An 18,749-nucleotide genomic window follows, 5' to 3' on the forward strand; every position below is an offset into this window, starting at 1 on the left:
GCCTGCGCAGATACAACGCTCTCCGATCTTGTAAACGTCGCGCGAGTTGGGCATCATGACAGGCATGCCGCCCACCGCCATCACTGTCGCGGATTTGCCGGTCGAGCCCGATGCGCTGCAAGCCTTCGCGCTCGAACAGAACAGGCTGGCATGCGTGCTGTGGGAGCAGTTGGAAATCCTGCAGCACCAGATTGCCCAGGCGAACCGCGCGCACTTCGGGGTCAGCTCCGAGCGGCTGGCGGCCCAGGCGGATCTGTTCGATGTCGCTACGGAGTTACCGGTTCCGCCCGAGCCGGATGAGGTTCCGGTTGCAGGCCACACCCGCAAGGGACGTCCTGCCCTGCCGAAGGACCTGCCGCGCACGCGCATTGAATACGATCTGAGCGACGAACAGAAGGCGGCATTCGATTCACTCGAATGCATCGGCGAAGAGCGCAGCGAGACGCTGCACTACGAGCCCTCCAGGCTCACCGTCATTGAGCACATCCGCTTCAGATACGCGGCGAAGAAGGATGGTGAGTCGACCATCGTGACGGCGAGCGCCCAGCCTTCACCGCTGCCGAAGAGCAATGCGAGCGCGAGCCTGCTGGCTAACATCCTGGTCAATACCTACGTCGATCATCTTCCCTTGAATCGCCAGGAGACGCGCTACGCGCGCCGTGGTGTGTACCTGCCCCGGGCAACGCTGTGTGAATGGAAGCTGGCGGCAGCCGAGCTGCTCGAAGTGCTGCTGCCGCCGCTACGGGCTCACCAGTTGCAGGCCCCGCGCATGCACGTGGACGACACAACGCTGCCGTTACTCGAGAAGGGTCGCACGGCGACGCGCACCGCACGATTATGGGGATACCTGGGCGCGGGGCAGCGCGAGGAGAACGGTGTCTGGGTTGACCACCCGCCGGCGGTCGTGTTCGAATTCGCTGAGTCGCGCTCCGGTTCGCATCCGCTGCGCTACCTGCAAAAGTACAAAGGCTATCTGCAGGCCGACGCATACAGTGGACATGGCGCACTCTACGAAACCGGAGATATCGTCGAGGTTGGATGTTGGGCCCATTGCCGCCGACGCTTCTTCGAAATCGCGAAGGCGCAAAGCAAACCGGGACTTGCAGCGCAGGCGCTGCAGTGGATCACGCAGTTGTATGCGATCGAGTCGCGGATCAAGGACCAGACGCCTGAGCTCAAATATGCGGCGCGGCAAACTGAGGCACTGCCGCTACTCGTGCTGTTCCGGCAATGGCTGGAAGGCAACGTCATCGGCTTGCCGGCTCAGGCGCCGCTTGCAAAGGCCTTCGGCTATGCGTTACGTCACTGGCCGGCGCTCGTTCGCTACACTGAGAGCGGTATCCTGCTGCCGGACAACAACGCTCTCGAGCGGCAAATCAGACCCATTGCCCTCGGAAGGGCGAACTGGCTCTTCGCGGGCTCCCCGCGCGGCGCCCGCGCGAGCGCCACGATGTATTCGCTGCTCGGCACGGCTCGCCTGAACGGTTTCGAGCCGTACGCGTGGCTCAAGGACACGCTCGAGAAGCTGCCATCGTATCCTGTCAATCGCGTGCACGAACTGTTGCCGCTCGCCCGTTAAACGCCATCACATTCATGGACATTCTCGACTCACTCCGGCAGGCGCCCAGCGCCGAACTCTATCGCCTTTATCTCGCCGTCGGAAAAATGCTCGATGATCCCCGACGCATCCTGGAAGTACGGCAGCGCCTGCACCTCGGCATGGCTATCAGTTATATCCCAGACAACCCGCTGGCCCCTCCATTGCAGGGAACCGTCGTTGAGCTTCGGCAAACACAGGCGGTCGTTCAGGACAATGCGAGCCGGCGCAGCTGGGCGCTACCGTACGCGGCGATCGTTCCCGATAGCGCAGCCCCGATTCATCCTGAACCGGCACCGCCACCGCGCGCACAACGCGACGAGTTCCTCGTCGGCGACACCGTCGGTTTCACCGACAAACACCTGAGCGAGCGTGTCGGCACCATCGTCAGACTCAACTCGAAAACGGCCTCGATTGCCGTGACAGATTCCGAGGGTCACTGGCGTGTTTCCTACGGTCTGCTGTGGCGTATCGTCGATCTATAGCCCTATCAACTCTGGTCGGAAGACAACATCATGGCCAAGCCCAAGATCGACGCAAAACGTGAACATCGCATTGAGATGGAAGTGGTGGTCGACGCCTATACCGAGGAAGAGCGGGCGATGTCGTGGTACTGCTATCTGGAAGAGCAGCTCTCGTTTCCATTCGAGGCCGGCATTCGCCAGGCAATGGCCTCTTCACCACTGCACCCGGGGGAACACGTTTCGGTCACCGGACTCGCTCATGAAGACCTATGTCGGGTTGGCATCTTCGTCTGGGCGCGGTGGGGCCAACGTGACGTGGTGGCACCCCTGGCTCAGATCGTCCCGGTGAACAGCGATCAACCGACACGACTCGCCGTCGCTGACTGGCACTACTGGCACGATCAAGGTTACGCGTTCTGACATCCAGAGAGCCGTCGCACTGTCGCAGCGGGATCTCGCTCACCTCGTCCTGATCTCTCGCGGCGTTGTTGGTCTCGTACTATATTCCAACTTCTGACGGGTTACGCTGACGGATACACCGCGACCGTCCCGCAAAGGCGCTCCCGATCGGGGCGAATCAGAACAGACCGCAGGCGATGAAGAATAGCCCACACCGTCTGGTAGGAGCCGATCTCCAAGGTCCGCTTCAAACTCAGCGCGGAGATCCCATCTTTAGCGGTAGCAAAATGCCAACAGACCGAAAACCAAACCGTGAGTGGAGTACGTGTCCGGTCAAAGATGGTGCCAGCCATCACCGATGTGCGGCTACCGCATCCAGTACACATGAACCGATTGTCCCCAAGTCGCCATCCTCCGTGATGCCCACAGGACGGGCAGACGAAGCCGCAAGGCCATCGCAGCCATTCGAGGTAGTCCAGGCAGTCTGCATCAGTCGGGAACCAGGCCTGAAACTCCCCAAGGGACTTCGGGTAGTGGATGCTGGCGTGGGCGCGTTCCATTGCCCCAGCTTACGCTTAACTCCGGTTAAATGGACACCCCATAGGGCGTTTATCGCCGCAACGAAATTTTTAACCGCGCCAAAAAGGGTTTTCTTGCGTCAGGCCCGTGCGTAATCTAATGTGGAAATCCCGCCCTGCGCCCCGGGCCGCGGATTTCTGCCCGTCGCCCCGGCGCGCTGCCGTGTTGCAGTGCTGCTTTCCGGAGTCCGCCATGGCCCGCCCCGCCGCGGTTTCCCCCGAGACGATCCGCACGGCCGTCCTCGCGATGCTCGCCGAGGCCGGCGACACCGCCCCCAGGTCCGACGCCCGCTTCCGCAAGATCGTGTCGGTGCGCAAGCTGCGCGCACGACTCGGCGCCGGCGACCCGCCACGCTGTCACGGCATCTCAATGAGATCGAGGCGGAAGTCGTGCAGGCGGGACTAAGCGGCTTCGCGATGCCCGACGTGCCGCCCGCGATCGCCGCGCAGATGCGCGCGCTGTGGGAAGCGGCCGTCGCCACCCAGCTCGACGGCGTCATGCGCCTGCGCCAGGATGCGGCACGCAGCCAGGAAGCGGCCGACACCGCACGCCACGAAGCGGAACTGCGCACCGATATGCTCCGCACCGAACTCACCGATCTTCGCACCCAGCTCGCCGCCCGCGACGCGGAGCTGCTGGAGCGCCGACTCGAAAGCCGCGCCCTCGAGGAGCGAACGCGCCTGCTGGAATCCGCCAGCACGGCGCTGCAGTCGCAACTTGCCACCGCCGACGAGACGGCCACGCAGGCGGCGAAGACGCACGCCGGCGAACTGGCCACCGAACGCGCGCGTTATGACGGCCTGTGCAGACAGCTGCTGCGCGAAACCGCGCACCAGCGCGAGACCTTCCACGTTGAACGGCGGCGCCTCGAAGCCGAACTCGCGCCTGCAGGGAAGCACGGCTGGTGACGGAACTGGCCGAACAGCGCCAGGCACAGCAGCAGGCGGCGGCCGAAGCACCGCCCTTGTGACGGTCGTGGAGCAGCAACGCCAGACGCTGGCCCTGGTAGGCAGCGCGATGACGAACAGACCTTCCTCTTCCGGCCGCCGCGTCCCCCCTGCGAAAGCTGTCCACGCCGGTCACTCCAGCCAGTCTGGACAAAGGCCGGCCTCCGCGAGGAAAGTGCGATGAACCCGTCCGACTGGCTCGACACCGGCTGCCGGCCCCCGCAGCGTCTGCCCGGCGCCGTCGACGCCGCGCTCGAGTATCTGGCCCACGCGCTCGGGCACTCGCTGTATTGCCGCTGGACGCTCGCGACGCTCAAGCGCGGCCGACCATCGCTCGCCGACGCTGTACGAAGCACCGTGGATCAAACTAGCCCTTTTCGTCCTCGATATAGCCGCAAATCACATCGGCAATCGGCCGAGCATCCACTATGTTTGCCTGTTGTCGTCGGCAATAGGTGGCCCCGATAAAGCGTCACGTCAACAACTTGGACAATTCTCCTCTTCCGTCAATCAATGACCGTGGCGTCTGAGGTCGCCAAAATGAGTCTTTCGACAGAACAAAGTACAGATGATCTGTCTGTGCGCAGACCGCGAGTTGGTAGCCAAGACACTTTCGGAAAGATGACAAACCCGTAGTCAACCCCACCGTATCGGTCGATGCAGTGGAACACCAGCTCATCGATATCAACGCAAAACGCCCCCAAACTCACCTCTCCACGCGCTCGCGTGCGCTTGACCAAATTAAGCATGCCCACGTACGCCCCAAGCACGATCGCCCGGACACAGCGCCGACTCAGTCGCTCCCCGATTTTCCCAATGGCGATGGGCTCATCCGATATCGCAGCAAGGTCTGAGCACCAGTCAAACCTCCATGTTCGCGTACGCTCGAACGCAAAGCGAAGAAGAAGATAAGCCAATACGTACGGATGTAGCTCGAAGACCTCCGTTGCGGTCCGACTGGTATTGGCTAGGGAGACAGTCGGGTCGACCCCGTTCAATTCGGCGCTGATGGCTCTTCGCAGCAAACGCAGCGTTGCGCGATATGCACCCTGCGCCTGACCATAGCGAACCCATCCCTGCCTCTTAATCGTTAACGGCAACACAGGCGCTCTGAATCCAGCAGCTACGCGCCATGTCAGTATCGTAATGCTGTCATGTGCGGGCGGGTCACCTAAGAACGGTTGAACCACAGACATCAAATGACGGAGCAAGCGACGCGGACCGCAACCGGGGAACTCCGGATGCAATTGGCGACGTGCAATTTGATTCAGGCAATGAAACCGTTCAGTTCCGCTGTCGAACCATTCTCGGAACGCTTGCAGACGAGCGTCGATAAGCGCCTGGTCAGACCGAAGGAGAAGGTGCTCGGAAAGAGCAAACTCAGCGCCCGCTACGGGACCACGGCAGAACCAGCATGAATAGGGATCGCGAAAAAGCGCCTCCGAAAATCCGTACCTCGCGGTTGGCGCGCCGCATGCTGGCAGACAGTCACCAGTTCACATCCGTGAATGGGACAACAGAATAATGTATCGACTTGGTACCAGACGCTATGAAATCCGGCTTCAAGACACACTGGACAATGCCGCAGCATCGGACTCCACAAGCTGTGGATGAAGGCCGCCGAGACCCGCGCGAGTCGAGCTTCGTGAGAACGCCAGTTCCAGCCTGTCAGGCAGTTTATAGGCCTTTCAATGTCGGCAGACGAGCGATAGAAACAATTCTTCTGGGTTTCCGCCGCTCGCATCTGCAAAATGGAGCTGAGCGTCCCGAAATCCAGCACATTCCGCTGTGCAAAACGCGACAGCACGCTGTAGACGGATTCATGCAACATCGGGCGCAGGTCCAGTCCGGCCCATCGTCCACAAAGGTGACGGTCTGGCGAACTTTTGACACTGGACGGCGCGTCCATCATTTTTGAGCTAAAGTCGGAAGTGGTGTACGGGGGAGTTGAGGCGGGAGATTGTAGGCGGTGGAGGTTTCAGCTGAGAATCTGATTGTCGAAGTCGGAAACCAGCAAACAACAAACCATCCACCATGAACAAGTTTACGGAAAAAGAAGTCGTTGGTCTATCGGGAGCCGGTCTGGGTCTGGACGAACTGGTGCGGCACGGAGCCCGGCAGGTGATCCAGCAGGCGATCGAAGCCGAGCTCGCGGCGCTGCTGGAGCGGTTCGAGAACGTCAAGACCTTGCACGGCCAGCGCGCCGTGGTGCGCAACGGCTATCTGCCTGAGCGCGAAGTGTTGACGGCGGCTGGGCCAATTGCCGTGAAGGTCCCGAAGGTTCGCGATCGATCAGGATCTGGTGTGAAGTTCAATTCGTCGATTGTGCCGCCGTATGTGAGGAAGTCGCCACGCGTGAGTGCTGCGCTGCCGTGGCTGTATCTGAAAGGCATCTCGACAGGCGACATGAGCGAGGCTCTGAGCGTCCTGCTAGGCGAAGATGCCAAGGGTCTGTCGGCCAATGTGGTGAGCCGCCTGAAGGCGCAGTGGGCCGACGAACATGCCAGCTGGAGCCAACGTGATCTGTCGAAATCGCACTACGTGTATTGGTGGGTCGACGGGATCCACACGGGGCTGCGAAGCGAGAATTCGGACGGCCAGTGCCTGCTGGTGATCATCGGCGTGAGGCCGGATGGGCGCAAGGAGCGCGTGGCGATCGGCGATGGGTACCGGGAGTCAAAGGCGTCCTGGCAGGAACTGCTGCTCGACCTGAAATCGAGAGGCCTGCAGGCTGGTCCGCTGCTGGCGATCGGCGACGGCGCGATGGGCTTCTGGGCCGCGCTGGAAGAAGTGTTTCCTGCGACGCGAGGCCAGCGCTGCTGGTTCCATAAGATGGGCAACGTGCTCAATGCGCTGCCGAAGTCGCAGCAAGGCAAAGCCAAAGCAGACCTGCAGGCGATCTGGATGGCCGCGACGCGCGCTGACGCATACGCCGCCTTCGATCGTTTCGTGACGGTCTACGCGGCGAAGTATCCGAAAGCCACCGAAACGTTGAAGAAGGACCGGGAAAGCCTGTTGGCCTTTTACGATTACCCGGCGGAACACTGGCAGCATCTGCGCACGACAAATGCGATCGAGTCGACGTTCGCGACCGTGCGCCACCGCACCACGCGTACGCGCAACTGCGTGTCGCGAGCGACCTTCCTGGGCCTGGCATTCAAGCTGATCGAGGAAGCCGAGAAAACCTGGCGCCGTATCAACGGCCCTGCACAGATCAAGCTGCTGCTGGAGGGCATTGCCTTCAAGGACGGCGAACAGGTGAAAGACGATCAACGGGTTCAGCAGAAACTCGCCGCCTGAAAGCGCCTGCCTTCAAGTTGCCCATACACCACTCTTGACGTTAGCTCCTGGCGGATTCCGTTCCTGCTCAGCATCGTCGTCATGATTGTGGCTTACATCATTCGCCGCGAAGTCGACGAGACCCCGGCCTTCGCCGAGGAGCGCGCACACGGCGAAGTTCCCGCCTCGCCGGTCGTCGAAGTATTCCGGCAGAGCTGGGACGATATCGTGCGCGTGGTTTGCATGGCGCTTACCGCCGTGATCGCCCTGGTCGCCGCGGTGTTCGGTGCCGCCTACGCGGTTCAGCCGGCGTACGGCATCGGCTTCCCTTCCGGCGTGTATCTGTGGATTCCTGTTCTGGGAAATATCTGCGCGGTGATCCTGATTCCCTTCGTCGGCAACCTCTCAGACAGGATTGGCCGCAGGCCGCCAGTTCTTGTCGGCACGCTCAGCGCCGGACTGCTCTCGTTTGTGTATCTGTACGCGATCAGCATCCATAACCTGTGGCTGGCGATGATTCTCTCGGTACTCATGTGGGGCATTGCCTATCAGGGCTTCAACGGCGTATTCCCAAGCCTCTTCCCGGAACTGTTCCACACGCGCGTGCGCGTGTCCGGGATGGCCATCGGGCAGAACGTCGGGACGACGCTTTCCGCGCTTCTCCCGGCATTCTTTGTCGCGGTCGCGCCCCCCGGCTCCGCGAATATTCCGCTGAAGATCGGAGCCCTGACATTCGGCATCTGTGTCGTGGCCGCGATTGCCGCTTTCACCACGCGCGAGACGTACCGGATCCGCCTCCACGACCTCGGCAACCGCAACGCGGTCCCCGTACCGAAAGGCGACTACGATCGCCTGCGTGCCGAGATGATGGTGGGAGCAACCGAAACGGCCGACTCGCAGGACTTCGCAAACCATCTGCGCACCGAGGTTCTCGCGAGCCAACAACACCGGGGATGATCATGACGTTAAATCAGCAGGACCTGTCGGGCAAGATCGCCGTGGTCACGGGCGCAGGGCGCGGGTTGGGTATCGCCATCGCCGATGTTCTCGCCGACCGTGGTGCGCATGTGATCGTCAACGACCGCACACTTGAACCCGCAACCGAGGCGGCGGAAAACATTCGACGAAGAGGGGCAAGCGCCAGCGCCGTCGCTTTCGACGTGGCTGATACGGACCAGGTCGAGGCGGCCTTCCGCCGGCTCCTTGCGGACCATGGCCGTGTCGACATCCTGATTAACAACGCTGGAATTGGCGACTTCGTCAGTTTTCCCGAGATTAGCCCGGAGAAATGGGATCGGATGATTAACGTCCATCTCAAGGGCGCGTTCATCTGCTGCCAGGCTGTTCTCGCGTCGATGAAGGCGCAAAGGTATGGAAAGATCGTCAACGTGAGTTCAGTGGCCGGCAAGCGTGGCGACTTCAGTGGAAACGCACATTACACCGCTGCGAAGGCTGGAATCATCGGCCTGACAAAATCGCTCGCACGCTACGCGGCACCCTTTGGCATCAATGTCAATGCAATCGCGCCGGGCCTCGTCGCGACGGAACTCACCGATGAGATGAGCCCCGAGATGAAGGCGACGACCATCTCTAACATTCCCGCGGGCCGCCTTGGGCGCCCCGAGGAGATTGCACGGGCCGCTGCCTTCCTCGTCTCGGATGATGCAAGCTATATCTTCGGTGAGACACTCAGTGTGAATGGCGGCTCCTACATGGATTGATGGCCTCGATGATCGCACTGCTGTGGAGCCCCTTATGAGAATTGCTGTTTTCGACGTCAGCCACTGGCACTTTCCGCTGTATCTCTCTGCGTTGCGAGATCCTGGTGTCCAGGTTGTGGGTATTTCAGACACTGCCTCGTTTGCTGGATCAACAGTCGCGGACCAGCTGAAGTGCAAGCTGTACGGCTCCAACGAAGAGCTCCTCAACGAGGATTTCGACTTTGCTCTGGTATTCAGCCGCCACTCGGAAATGGCGGGACTGGCCGAGCGGCTAATCGCCCGCGGGATTCCGTTTCTCATCGAGAAGCCTTGCGGACTTAACCTCCAGGAGGTCCGCCGGGTCCGGCAGCTCGCCGAGAAGCACGGCGTTTACGTCAGTGTTCCCTTCATCATGCGTGTGAGCGATCTGGCTACCCGTCTTTCCCCCGCGGAGGGATTTACGCCGGAGGGATACCAGCATCTCTCGTTCAGGTTCATCGTTGGCCCGGTAGCTCGATATGAGCGCGGCGGGTGCAGCTGGATGCTTGATAAACGGCATGCAGGTGGAGGGTCCACGTTAAATGTCGGGGTTCATTTCATCGACCTGATCTCAACTCTGACAAACGGCCCAATCACCCACGTCTCGGCGCAGATGCGAACGTATCGGCCTGATGTGACCGTTGAAGAGCAAGCCGTCTTCACCTGCCGGAACGCTGCGGGCCAAATCGGAGTAATTGAAACGGGCTACCTGTATCCATCAACAGCGGAAGATCAGCGAGATTTCGCGTTTTCCATCTCACATACCTCCGCCTACGCACGGGGTTACGCGGACCAGCTTTATATCAAAGCGCGGGGCCAACAGCAGGGGCGCGCCACGAAGGTGGAATACACACGGACGAGTTTTATTCGGTGTTCTTAAGGCGCAGCTGGGCCGATCTGGCGAATGATTGTCCTCCCGTTGCAGGGTTGCGCGAGGCAGAGCATGCGATCGCTGTCGTCGAGGCAGGATACCGCTCTGTAGCCAACGACGGCGCACCGGAACCGGTCGACAATGCCTTCTAGGACCGTTGCCGCCTAACGGCTCTACCCGCCGCTACGCCTTGCGACGAGTTATTGTGCGAGTCAAATTTCAACGCAGACCGTAACTCCGCCGCCAAGGGGCCGCTCTTCGCCGCTTGCGGAAGACCGCACTACGAGCGCCCGCCATCCGCCACAACAGCATCCATTGAAAGGCCAAGGTCAAGAGAAGCGGTCAAGTTCATCCGCCGGCCGGTAGTGGAATTGCATATCACCAACCTCCACAAGCGTTCGGAAGAATATCGTCACTCGACGATCTCGGTGGCGGCCACTGCGGTGATCTGCGGGGCAGGAGCGAACGGATATTTGCTAGCGATCCGCGCGATTGACGATCTGTGGGGCAACCAGACCTGAGCCGGTCCCTCAATTGATGAAGCACGCGGGCTCACTGAGGGAGCCCGCTTCGGCAGACATGCGTGTTTCGGGCATTGGGCCGGATTCCGAGCAGACCAGCCGTTCGAGTGACCATCGCATGGCTCCGCCGAGTAGCCGAAATTAACCGACAGCATCGGTTCCGTAAGCGTTCTGCGGAGCTGACATCGGTGTCTTCAAAAGGCAGCAATCTGGCTCTGCGATTGACAGGGTAGTGTCGGCCATGAAGAGACGGTCGACTGTGCTGCCCAGTTCGTCGACAATCGCTCACCGCATCCTTCGTCGACACGGACCCGCAATGCCTGTTCGCCTGCTCACCGCAGCCGACGCACTATCGTTTCAATCTCTGCAGGTATCAAAGACCAGCGCGATCCGACGCTCGGCTGTCAACTCACAGCAGAACTCTCGAACATCGGCCTACTCTGCGACACTATCCAGCGCGGCGGCACGAATGAGCCGTGTCTCTTGTGCCGTGATCAGATGGCCCGATGCCTTGAGATAGGCGGGGAAGTCCGGATGCGTATCGCGTGCAAGGCACCGTCGTTCGTAGTCTGCCAGATCGTCATATCCCCACAGGTGGGTGAACTGGTTCTGCGGCCCGACCAGACTGGTCCAAAAACCGAGCGGATGTCCAAGCGTCTCGAGCAGGATTGGCATGGCGAGCCTGTCAAACACGTCGAGAAACTCGGGCATCTTGCGCAGCGCGATCGTGTAGATCCGGAAGTCCACGAGGGGCTTCGCCAGAAACATTGGGTGGGTACTCATGCGTGCACCTTCTCTTTGCAGGCCATGGCTTTGGTCGCGATGGCGTTACCGGTGACATAGCCGAACGTCATATTGGGCCCATGGGTGATACCGGCGCCCGGATAGTTGCCGCCCATCACGCTGCGCCGGTCATTGCCGACCGCGTAAAGGCCCTCGATCTCGCTGCCGTCGGCCCGCAGCACCTCGCCGGTGACGCTAGTCCCGAGGCCGTCGAACGTGCCCAGATCGCCCATCACGACCTTCACCGCATAGAAGGGGCCGGTCGCAATAGGCGCAACGCAGGGATTGGGCTTGTTGTCCGGATCGGCGAGATAACGGTTGAACGATGTGCGACCGCGATGGAACGACGGGTCTTCTCCGCGCTCCGCATCGAGATTGTAGGCATGGACCGTCATCTCAAGCGCATCGGGAACGATCCCGCAATTGCGCGCCAACTCGCCGATCGTCTCGCCCTTGATCAGGTAGCCTTTGCGCAGCAACGGCCCCACTGGCATCGGGGCGGGCTTGGCATATCCCAGTCCATACTTGCCCAGCGCCACCTTGTCGCAGATCAGCCACATCGCCGTCTCCCGCTCACCCTCGCAGGCGCGCATCAACGCCGCGCCGACATCGTGATAGGAATTCGATTCATTGGTGAAGCGCCGACCGCTCAGCAACACGCCGATCACGCCGGGCTTATAGCGGTCGAGCAGATGCGGGAATACGCCAGTGCGGCCCTTGCCGAAGGGCACCTTTGAGACAGGCATCCAGGCCGACGCATCGGCGAAGCCGAGCTTCACGGCACCACCCACCTTCTCCGCCATGGTCAGCCCGTCGCCGGTATTGCCGACGGGCGTGGGCGACAGATGCTCACCCCCACGCTTCACATGCGGATAGACCTGCGCGATACGCTTGAGATCGTGCGGGAAGCCACCACAAGCCAGCACGACGCCGTGCCGCGCGGTGATCCGAAGGTCGCCGTCCGCTACGGTCGCGCGCACACCGATCACCTTGCCGTCCTCGCTCAGCAGTTCCTTCACACGCGTCGACGTGAGGATCGGAATGTCGATCGCCAGTGCCGACTTCGCGAGCCTCGCGGCGAGCGCGTTGCCGCTCGTGACGTTGATCCCCCGCCGGTAGAGCGCCAACTCCTTGACGTGCGTTGCCAGACGGCGGGCCACATAGAGGAACGAAACAAGGGACTTGGTCGCGCGAAAGAAGTGCTTGAGGTCCGCATTCGAGGAATTGAACATCATTCCCATGAACGTGATCGTCTCGAGCGGCGGCTTGAGGCGGCGCATGTCCTTGCCCAGCCCGCGAATGTCATAGGGCGCGGCAAGGATCGAGCGGCCGATGTCGACGCCGCCGGGCGCATCCGGGTGATAGTCCGGATAGAGCGTGGGCACGAACTTCATCTCGGTCTCGCGCTCGAAGAACTCGACCATAGCCGGCCCGTTGTCGATAAAGCACTGGACCGCGGCGGCATCGAAGTTGTTGCCCGTCTCGCTCATCATGTATTCGCGCACGCGCTCGACGGTGTCAGCCGGGTTCTGCTGTCGGCCGTATTTGCTCAGCGGAATCCATAAGACCCCGCCCGACAGCGCGGTCGTACCACCGAACACGGGCTCCTTTTCGAGCACGATCACATCGAGGCCGCGCTTGCGTGCAGTGATCGCAGTGGCGAGGCCCGCGGCACCCGATCCGACCACGACCAGATCGCAAGTGATCTCCTTGGTCATATCCAATCTCCTTGTCGTTATGGTGTGATCCAGCTCACGCGGCCGGGGTGGCATTGAAACCGGGGCGCGGGACCATGTCCATCAGCATGCAATCGAGCCCGCCGTCGACGAGCACCTCCGCGCCATTGACGTAGGCAGCCAGGTCAGAGGCGAGGAACATAGCCGGGCCGGCGAGGTCCTCTGGCTCGCCGATGCGGCGGCTCGCGGTGGCGGCGGCGCGGCGAGCCTCGAAGCCGGGCTCCTCATAGAACTTCGCGGACAGCGCGGTGCGGATCATGCCGGGTAGCACGCAGTTGCTGCGCACCCCGCGTGGGCCCCACTCCGCCGCCAACTGCCGCGAAAGCAACAACACGCCCGCCTTGCTCGGGCTATAGGAACCGCTATTGGTCTGCGGATTGAGCCCCGCAATCGAGGCAACGTGGACGATACTGCCCTTGCCCGCCGCCAGCATGTCGCGCCCGAAAGCTCGAGCACACAGGAGATAGCCGGTCAGGTTAACGGCGATGGCCTGGTTCCAGTCCTCGATCGAGACCGTCTCGAGAGTTCCGGCGCGCAGAAGCCCGGCATTGTTGACGAGCACGCTGGCCGGCCCCAGCTCTGCGCGAACCTGGTCAGCAGCTGCGGCAACCGAGGCTTCGTCCGACACGTCGCAGCCGATCGCCTGCGCCACCGCACCGGCCTTCCGAAGTTCGGCGGCGAGCGCTTCAGCGCCGGCAAGATTCCGATCCACAAGCGCCACATGTGCTCCGACTTCGGCGAAGGCGCGTGCGATGCCGGCACCAATGCCGCTGCCCGCACCCGTGACCACGCAGACCTTTCCGTGCAGGTTCAGCGCGTACGGGGTCGACGCAGCTGCGCGATTTTCAAGTTCCTGTCTCATGTCATTACATTCCTGAAATTTGTATGCGATTGCGCTTCTCTGAAATTCGTATCGCCATTGAACGCCTCGAGCGCATATGGAACAATGGACAGAGATTACATAGAGCAGGACATAACGTGCATCATGGCCTCTGACCAGCAGCGCCGCCGGACCGTGCTGCATTTCGCGCTCTATGGCGCGGAAGCGGACCAACCCTGGGTCGACATGGTCCATTACGAACGCATTCCCCTGCGTGCCGGCCGTTTCGACTTCGACATCGAGCCGCACGTCCACGATGCGCTGATCCAGGTGCTCTACGTCACCGCCGGGGGCGGCGAAACCTTCATCGACGGCAAGACCTGGGCGGTCGTTGCGCCATGCCTGATCGTCGTTCCAGCGCGCTCGGTCCACGGCTTTCACTTCCGCAGCGACATCGACGGTCACGTCATCACCGCAGCGCAGTCCGCGCTGGAATCGCTGGCGATGACGGCCGCGCCCGAGCTGCTGGAATTCATCCGCACGCCGACCGTGCTGTCGATCGATCCCGACGTCGAGCGCGGCACACCTCTGGACACCCTGTTTCAGTCGATCGGGCACGAGGCGGAGAGCCACGAGCGCTGGCAGTTCACCGCAGGCGCAGCACTGACGATCGCCCTGTTCGTCAGGATCGGGCGCCTCAGCGAGAGCGCGCGGCTTTCTGCCAGTTCCGAGCAGCGGACAATGGCCGCGCGGATAGAGCGGTTCCGCGCCCTGCTCGACCGACATTGCCGTGAGCGGCGGCCGGTCGCCAGCTATGCCGACGCGATGGGCGTGACCACCGGCCAGCTCTCCCGCATCTGCCGCGCTACGTTCGGGGTCTCGGCAATCGAGGCGATCGATGCACGCTCGATCCACGAGGCCAAGCGGCTGCTCGGCTATTCGACGCTCAGCGTGAAGCAGATCGCCAGTGAACTGGGCTTTCAGGACGAGGCCTATTTCGGTCGTTTCTTCCGCAAACAGACGGGACTCCGGCCAACCGAATATCGCTCCGCAGCCCACGATCGATCCTTGCCGCCAGAAAAGGCGAGAGCGGGCTGACTCGCCCTCGCCCCCTGATCCGCTTCAGGCCGACAAGCCACCTAGCCTCACGAACAGGTGCTCCGGCCCGGAGTTGGTCAGATTGTTGCCCCGCACATACTGGATCGGCCTTGCCGGATCGAGCGCAATAGCGCCAATCTTGCGGGCCAGAGCCTTCGTCGCGATCAGCGTCTCCAGCTTGGCGAGCGGCGCGCCAAGGCATTTGTGCATGCCGTTGCCGAAACCCAGATGGCCGCTGGAATCGCGGTCGATGTCGAACGTCTCGCCTTCGGCGAACTTGCGGCTGTCGCGGTTCGCAGCCGACAGCAGCAAGCGCACCACCGCGCCCTTGGGCAGATCGACGCCCGCGATAGTGGTCGCCTCGGTGGTGATTCGGCTCACGCGCTGGACGGTACCGCGATAGCGCGCCACCTCCTCGACGAACCGGTCAGCGTCGGCGGGGTTTTCGCGGATACGTCCCAGGAGATCCGGCTGCTCGGCAAACATGCGAAAAGCGTTGGCGACAAGGATAGTCGTCGTGTCGTGCCCGGCGATGAAGACGAACGCGCACAGCTCCTTCGCTTCCTTTTCCGAAAGCAGCCCGTCCTTCCACATGCGCGCGATATGTCCGCCGATCGACTGGCTGTCGGTGAGAGCGAGCCGCTCCAGTGCTTTCTTCAGGTAGGCGAAGAAAGCTTGCGCGCTCTGCTCGTCGGTGCCGGTCCCGGGCGCATTGCGGGCGAGGCGCCCGAAATAGCTAAAGGTCTCGTCCGACCAGAACTTCATCTTTTCCTCATCCTCGTTCGGCACGTCGATCATCGTGGAGATGGTCGAGATGCTGAGCGGGATCGCGAAATCGTTGACGACATCACCGCCGCCTTTGGCAATCATCGCGTCGAGGAGGTCCTCCGCCCTTTGCGCGATCTGATCGATAAAGGGATCGAGCGCCAAGGGCAGGAAGGACGGCTGGACGACCTTGCGTAACCGCGAATGGTCGGGTGCATCGAACAGCGTCAGGAACGTCAGCGGTGGCGGGCTGACGACCTCGGAAGAAAACAGCTTCGGGTTGCGGATCGCCTGGTAGACATCGTCATAGCGCGACAGGAACCACACGTCCGAAGTCGACGACTGGCAACGCAGCACTGGCGCATGCTCCCGCATCCAGCGGTAGTGCTCGTAAGGATCGCCTTGCGAGCCGTCATCGACCACCTTGAATGGCTCCAACCCCTCGGGCCAGTCCAGTTCGTGTGAATAGGACGGAAGCGTGCTGCCCGTGTATGGGCAGACTTGCGGCGCGCTCTGCGGCACGGCAGACGGGAGAGCGGGGGCCGCCGCGGCAACGGGTGCCTGCTTGCCCATCGCCATGCGCTCCAGCGCCCGGCTCATCGTAGCCTTGGAATGGAGCGCATGCAGCGCAATCACGTCCCGCGCCGCGTTCAGGTCGCCCAGTTCGAAGGCGGCGACAATGTCCCGGTGCTGCTGGACGATATCGCCGACGATCTCGATCTGGTCGGTCAGCGCGCGAGCGATGTAGTCCTGCACGGCCAGTTGCCGGTAGAGCGCGATCAACTGTGCGTTCCCGGAAGCTTCGATCGTGAACATGTGGAAGGCGTGGTTCGCCTCGATGTAGCGTGGAACGTCCGTAAAGTGCCGCCCGCGCACGAACGGCGCCGTCGCCTCGGCGAGCTGGCGGAAGGTGATCAATTGCTCGCTCGACAGCCGGCCCATGGTCAGCTGAGCCGCCCCCAGTTCGAGAGCCATGCGCAGGTCGAAGGCTTCATCGACATCGACAGGAGCGATGCGCTCCTCGCCGGTCTGGACCACCAGGCCTGTACCGGCGAACTTCTCATAATAGAAATGGCGCGGCGTCAGCCCTTCGGACGACAGAAAATCGCGTACCGCATCGACCATCGGCGGCGGGCCGCAGAGGTAGACATCCGCATCGCCACCGTTGAGCTGGGAAGCGCTGATGTGGTGGGTTACATAGCCCTTGTTGGGATAGGCACTGTCGGGGCTGGAGACGGTGCAGGCATAGGTGAAGTTCGGCAGGCGCTGCGCATAGGTTTCGAGCCGGTCGATGCGAACCAGATCCTCATCGGTGTTCACACCAAGGATCATGTGGATCGGATACGGGCTGCCGCCGTCCTCGACGATCTTGTCCAGCATCGAGAGGAACGGCGCGAGGCCCGTGCCACCCGCCAGAAACAGCACCGGCCGTTCAATGGCGCGCAGGTAGAAGCTTCCCATCGGGCCGCGAAACTCGATTGGGTCGCCTACTTTGGCGGTTTCGCAGAGCCAGGTCGACATCACCCCTTGACGCACATTGCGCACAAGAAAGGACACGTGCGGCTCGGAGGGCCCCGAGCTGAAGGAGTAGGACCGTGTCTGGTCGGTGCCGGGCACCTGGACGTTGACATACTGCCCAGGAAGAAAGCCGAGATCCGCGCGGTTCTCGAGCTCGACCGAAAAGGCGATCGTGGTGTCCGACGCTCGTTGGCAGGCGACGATCCGTCCCCTGTGGGAGGAGGGGCCGGTACCCGAGACATCGGAGTTCGTGGCGATCTGGATCACGCAGTCGGAACGTGGGCTCATCTGGCAGGTGAGAACCTTGCGGGCGCTCGCCTCCTCCGGGCTAAGCGCATCTTCCACGCAGTCGCCCAGAACGTACTCGCCGGACTCGCAGTCCGCCTTGCAGGTGCCACACACGCCATCACGGCAATCGAGTGGAATATTGATCTTCGCGCGAATGGCGGCGTCGGTGACGCGCTCGCCCTCCTCGCACTCGATGAAGCGGGTCACTTCGTCCTCAAAACGGAGGGCTATCTGATGGGCCATGGCGGTGTCTCCTCTAGAGCCGCCCGAACATACCGCTGCGCTGGCGGCTTGCTCGGGCGGGGTGGCGCGCAAGATGCCCTTGTTTCTCGCAAGCGCCCGGTGGATTTAATGACGCCAATTTAGAGCCTGAGCCGCGTTCCCCTCAATGGACAGAGACGACGTTCACCCGGACAAAACGTGCATTGTGATGGATGCCGGATGACCGCAGTAATCTGGACCTCACCCCCTTCCGCGTCCAGAAAATACACGTCGACCACATTAAATGCGCTCCATTCGTACGGCAGATGCTGACCCAGCCGTCGCCATTCGAGCGGCGGCTGTGATTCAACGAGGAGGCGCAAATCATCGACCAGTATGGCGATGGAAGCTAACATCGCCACGCCTCGTTTACAACCACTTTGCGCAGACAACAAAAATGCCGTTCAGTTGCTTAACTGAACGGCATTAGGGCCTGGTCCGTGTCCGGAGAGGCTTATCAGATGAACGCGGCACCTCATCGCGTCATACTCAAAGAACGCCTCGCCGCATGGCATCGCCGGACTGACTGTGCCGTGCTCGAGATATGTGGTCGCAATCGCGCGGGCCGTGTGCGTGATTGGCCAGGTGCGGATTTTATGCCGATGGTGTTCAGTTCTCATGCCGCGATTTTTTCATCGTCGCCGGATCGCGCACGATGGTGACCGCGCACGGCGCGTAGGCGAGCACCTGGCGGGCGACCGAACCTATCAGCCAGCGATCGAACGGCGTATGTCCGCGATGCCCCACCACGAGATGGTCGATAGCTTGCCGCTCCGCGTACAGCACGATCTCCTTCGCCGGCGGGCCGACCACGAGATCGAACTCCACGGCCCCGATCGAAGCGGCGAGCTTCGCCTTGATGTCGTCGAGGATCGCGGTGGCATGGCGCACTTCCAGATCGATCAGATTTTTTCGCTCAACTTCTATCGCGCCCCAGTCCGGCGTGCGCGCGACGACGAGTACATGCAAGTGCGCGTCGAAACGCTTCGCGAGATCGACCGCGAAAGCAACGGCATATTGCGCGGACGCCGACCCGTCATAACCTACCAGCACGTTCTGCATGATCTGCTCCTGTGCGGTTCAA

At 61.8% G+C, this 18,749-nt stretch carries 18 protein-coding genes and 2 pseudogenes; 12 read left to right on the top strand and 8 right to left on the bottom strand.

From position 1 onward, the window contains the following. Positions 1–55 precede the first annotated feature (55 nt). From tnpC to OKW43_RS41715, 3 genes are read left to right on the top strand one after another with little or no spacing between them, the layout of a single operon-like run. A complete protein-coding gene (gene tnpC, locus OKW43_RS41705) occupies positions 56–1,579 on the top strand; it encodes an IS66 family transposase (protein WP_429454663.1) in 1,524 nt (507 codons plus the stop codon). Positions 1,580–1,593: 14 nt separating this feature from the next. Further along, entirely contained in the window at positions 1,594–2,082 is a 489-nt protein-coding gene (locus OKW43_RS41710; protein WP_429454664.1) for a hypothetical protein, read from the top strand. A 30-nt stretch (positions 2,083–2,112) separates the two neighbouring features. Then, on the top strand, positions 2,113–2,481 hold the full coding sequence (locus OKW43_RS41715) for a calcium-binding protein (protein ID WP_429454665.1): 369 nt from the start codon (positions 2,113–2,115) through the stop codon (positions 2,479–2,481). A 101-nt stretch (positions 2,482–2,582) separates the two neighbouring features. On the opposite strand, the gene OKW43_RS41720 is transcribed toward OKW43_RS41715, so the two are convergent. Then, positions 2,583–3,020, bottom strand: a complete 438-nt coding sequence (locus OKW43_RS41720) for a transposase (RefSeq protein ID WP_429454666.1) — start codon at positions 3,018–3,020, stop codon at positions 2,583–2,585. A gap of 211 nt (positions 3,021–3,231) precedes the next feature. Between OKW43_RS41720 and OKW43_RS41725 the strand changes: the two genes are divergently transcribed. From OKW43_RS41725 to OKW43_RS41735, 3 genes are all read left to right on the top strand, one after another. Continuing rightward, complete coding sequence (locus tag OKW43_RS41725) at positions 3,232–3,444, top strand: hypothetical protein (RefSeq protein WP_429454667.1); 213 nt, start codon at positions 3,232–3,234, stop codon at positions 3,442–3,444. Continuing rightward, a complete protein-coding gene (locus tag OKW43_RS41730; protein WP_429454668.1) occupies positions 3,429–3,947 on the top strand; it encodes a DNA-binding protein in 519 nt (172 codons plus the stop codon). The genes OKW43_RS41725 and OKW43_RS41730 overlap by 16 nt, the downstream gene beginning before the upstream one ends. 219 nt (positions 3,948–4,166) lie before the next feature. Continuing rightward, positions 4,167–4,454: a hypothetical protein gene (locus OKW43_RS41735; RefSeq protein WP_429454669.1), complete on the top strand. Its 288-nt coding sequence runs from the start codon at positions 4,167–4,169 to the stop codon at positions 4,452–4,454. Between the two features lie 922 nt (positions 4,455–5,376). On the opposite strand, the gene OKW43_RS41740 is transcribed toward OKW43_RS41735, so the two are convergent. After that, positions 5,377–5,898, bottom strand: a complete 522-nt coding sequence (locus tag OKW43_RS41740; RefSeq protein WP_429454670.1) for a TniQ family protein — start codon at positions 5,896–5,898, stop codon at positions 5,377–5,379. Positions 5,899–6,020: 122 nt separating this feature from the next. Here OKW43_RS41740 and OKW43_RS41745 point away from each other — a divergent pair, with 122 nt between their 5' ends. The 5 genes and pseudogenes from OKW43_RS41745 to OKW43_RS41765 all read left to right on the top strand — a co-directional run. Next, entirely contained in the window at positions 6,021–7,286 is a 1,266-nt protein-coding gene (locus OKW43_RS41745) for an IS256 family transposase (RefSeq protein ID WP_429444807.1), read from the top strand. 48 nt (positions 7,287–7,334) lie between these two features. Beyond that, positions 7,335–8,222, top strand: a pseudogene (locus tag OKW43_RS41750) (MFS transporter); the annotation flags it as partial. A gap of 2 nt (positions 8,223–8,224) precedes the next feature. Beyond that, a complete protein-coding gene (locus tag OKW43_RS41755; RefSeq protein WP_429454671.1) occupies positions 8,225–8,986 on the top strand; it encodes an SDR family oxidoreductase in 762 nt (253 codons plus the stop codon). Between the two features lie 34 nt (positions 8,987–9,020). Beyond that, positions 9,021–9,884 (top strand): Gfo/Idh/MocA family protein, encoded by an 864-nt coding sequence (locus tag OKW43_RS41760; protein WP_429454672.1) that lies wholly within the window; start codon positions 9,021–9,023, stop codon positions 9,882–9,884. A gap of 326 nt (positions 9,885–10,210) precedes the next feature. Next, positions 10,211–10,396, top strand: a pseudogene (locus tag OKW43_RS41765) (type II 3-dehydroquinate dehydratase); the annotation flags it as partial. A gap of 435 nt (positions 10,397–10,831) precedes the next feature. Here OKW43_RS41765 and OKW43_RS41770 read toward each other — a convergent pair. The 3 genes from OKW43_RS41770 to OKW43_RS41780 are packed head-to-tail and all read right to left on the bottom strand — an operon-like array spanning position 10,832 to position 13,777. Beyond that, positions 10,832–11,179 carry an NIPSNAP family protein gene (locus tag OKW43_RS41770; RefSeq protein WP_429454673.1) on the bottom strand — a complete coding sequence of 116 codons (348 nt, stop codon included), beginning with the start codon at positions 11,177–11,179 and terminating at the stop codon, positions 10,832–10,834. Next, positions 11,176–12,897: an FAD-dependent oxidoreductase gene (locus tag OKW43_RS41775; RefSeq protein ID WP_429454674.1), complete on the bottom strand. Its 1,722-nt coding sequence runs from the start codon at positions 12,895–12,897 to the stop codon at positions 11,176–11,178. The genes OKW43_RS41770 and OKW43_RS41775 overlap by 4 nt, the downstream gene beginning before the upstream one ends. Before the next feature lie 34 nt (positions 12,898–12,931). Continuing rightward, complete coding sequence (locus OKW43_RS41780; RefSeq protein ID WP_429454675.1) at positions 12,932–13,777, bottom strand: SDR family NAD(P)-dependent oxidoreductase; 846 nt, start codon at positions 13,775–13,777, stop codon at positions 12,932–12,934. Positions 13,778–13,900: 123 nt separating this feature from the next. Here OKW43_RS41780 and OKW43_RS41785 point away from each other — a divergent pair, with 123 nt between their 5' ends. After that, positions 13,901–14,833, top strand: coding sequence for a helix-turn-helix domain-containing protein (locus tag OKW43_RS41785; RefSeq protein WP_429454676.1), 933 nt, complete (start codon positions 13,901–13,903; stop codon positions 14,831–14,833). Between the two features lie 24 nt (positions 14,834–14,857). Here the strand turns inward: OKW43_RS41785 and benC are convergent, their stop codons facing one another. The 3 genes from benC to OKW43_RS41800 form a co-directional block, all read right to left on the bottom strand. Further along, positions 14,858–17,647 (bottom strand): benzoate 1,2-dioxygenase electron transfer component BenC, encoded by a 2,790-nt coding sequence (gene benC, locus OKW43_RS41790; RefSeq protein WP_429454677.1) that lies wholly within the window; start codon positions 17,645–17,647, stop codon positions 14,858–14,860. Positions 17,648–17,766: 119 nt separating this feature from the next. Then, positions 17,767–18,021 carry a hypothetical protein gene (locus tag OKW43_RS41795; RefSeq protein ID WP_246530264.1) on the bottom strand — a complete coding sequence of 85 codons (255 nt, stop codon included), beginning with the start codon at positions 18,019–18,021 and terminating at the stop codon, positions 17,767–17,769. A gap of 253 nt (positions 18,022–18,274) precedes the next feature. Beyond that, positions 18,275–18,727, bottom strand: a complete 453-nt coding sequence (locus OKW43_RS41800; protein ID WP_187637454.1) for a universal stress protein — start codon at positions 18,725–18,727, stop codon at positions 18,275–18,277. Positions 18,728–18,749: the final 22 nt, after the last annotated feature.

The sequence above is a fragment of the Paraburkholderia sp. WC7.3g genome, assembly GCF_050436345.1.
Taxonomy (GTDB): Bacteria; Pseudomonadota; Gammaproteobacteria; order Burkholderiales; family Burkholderiaceae; genus Paraburkholderia; species Paraburkholderia podalyriae.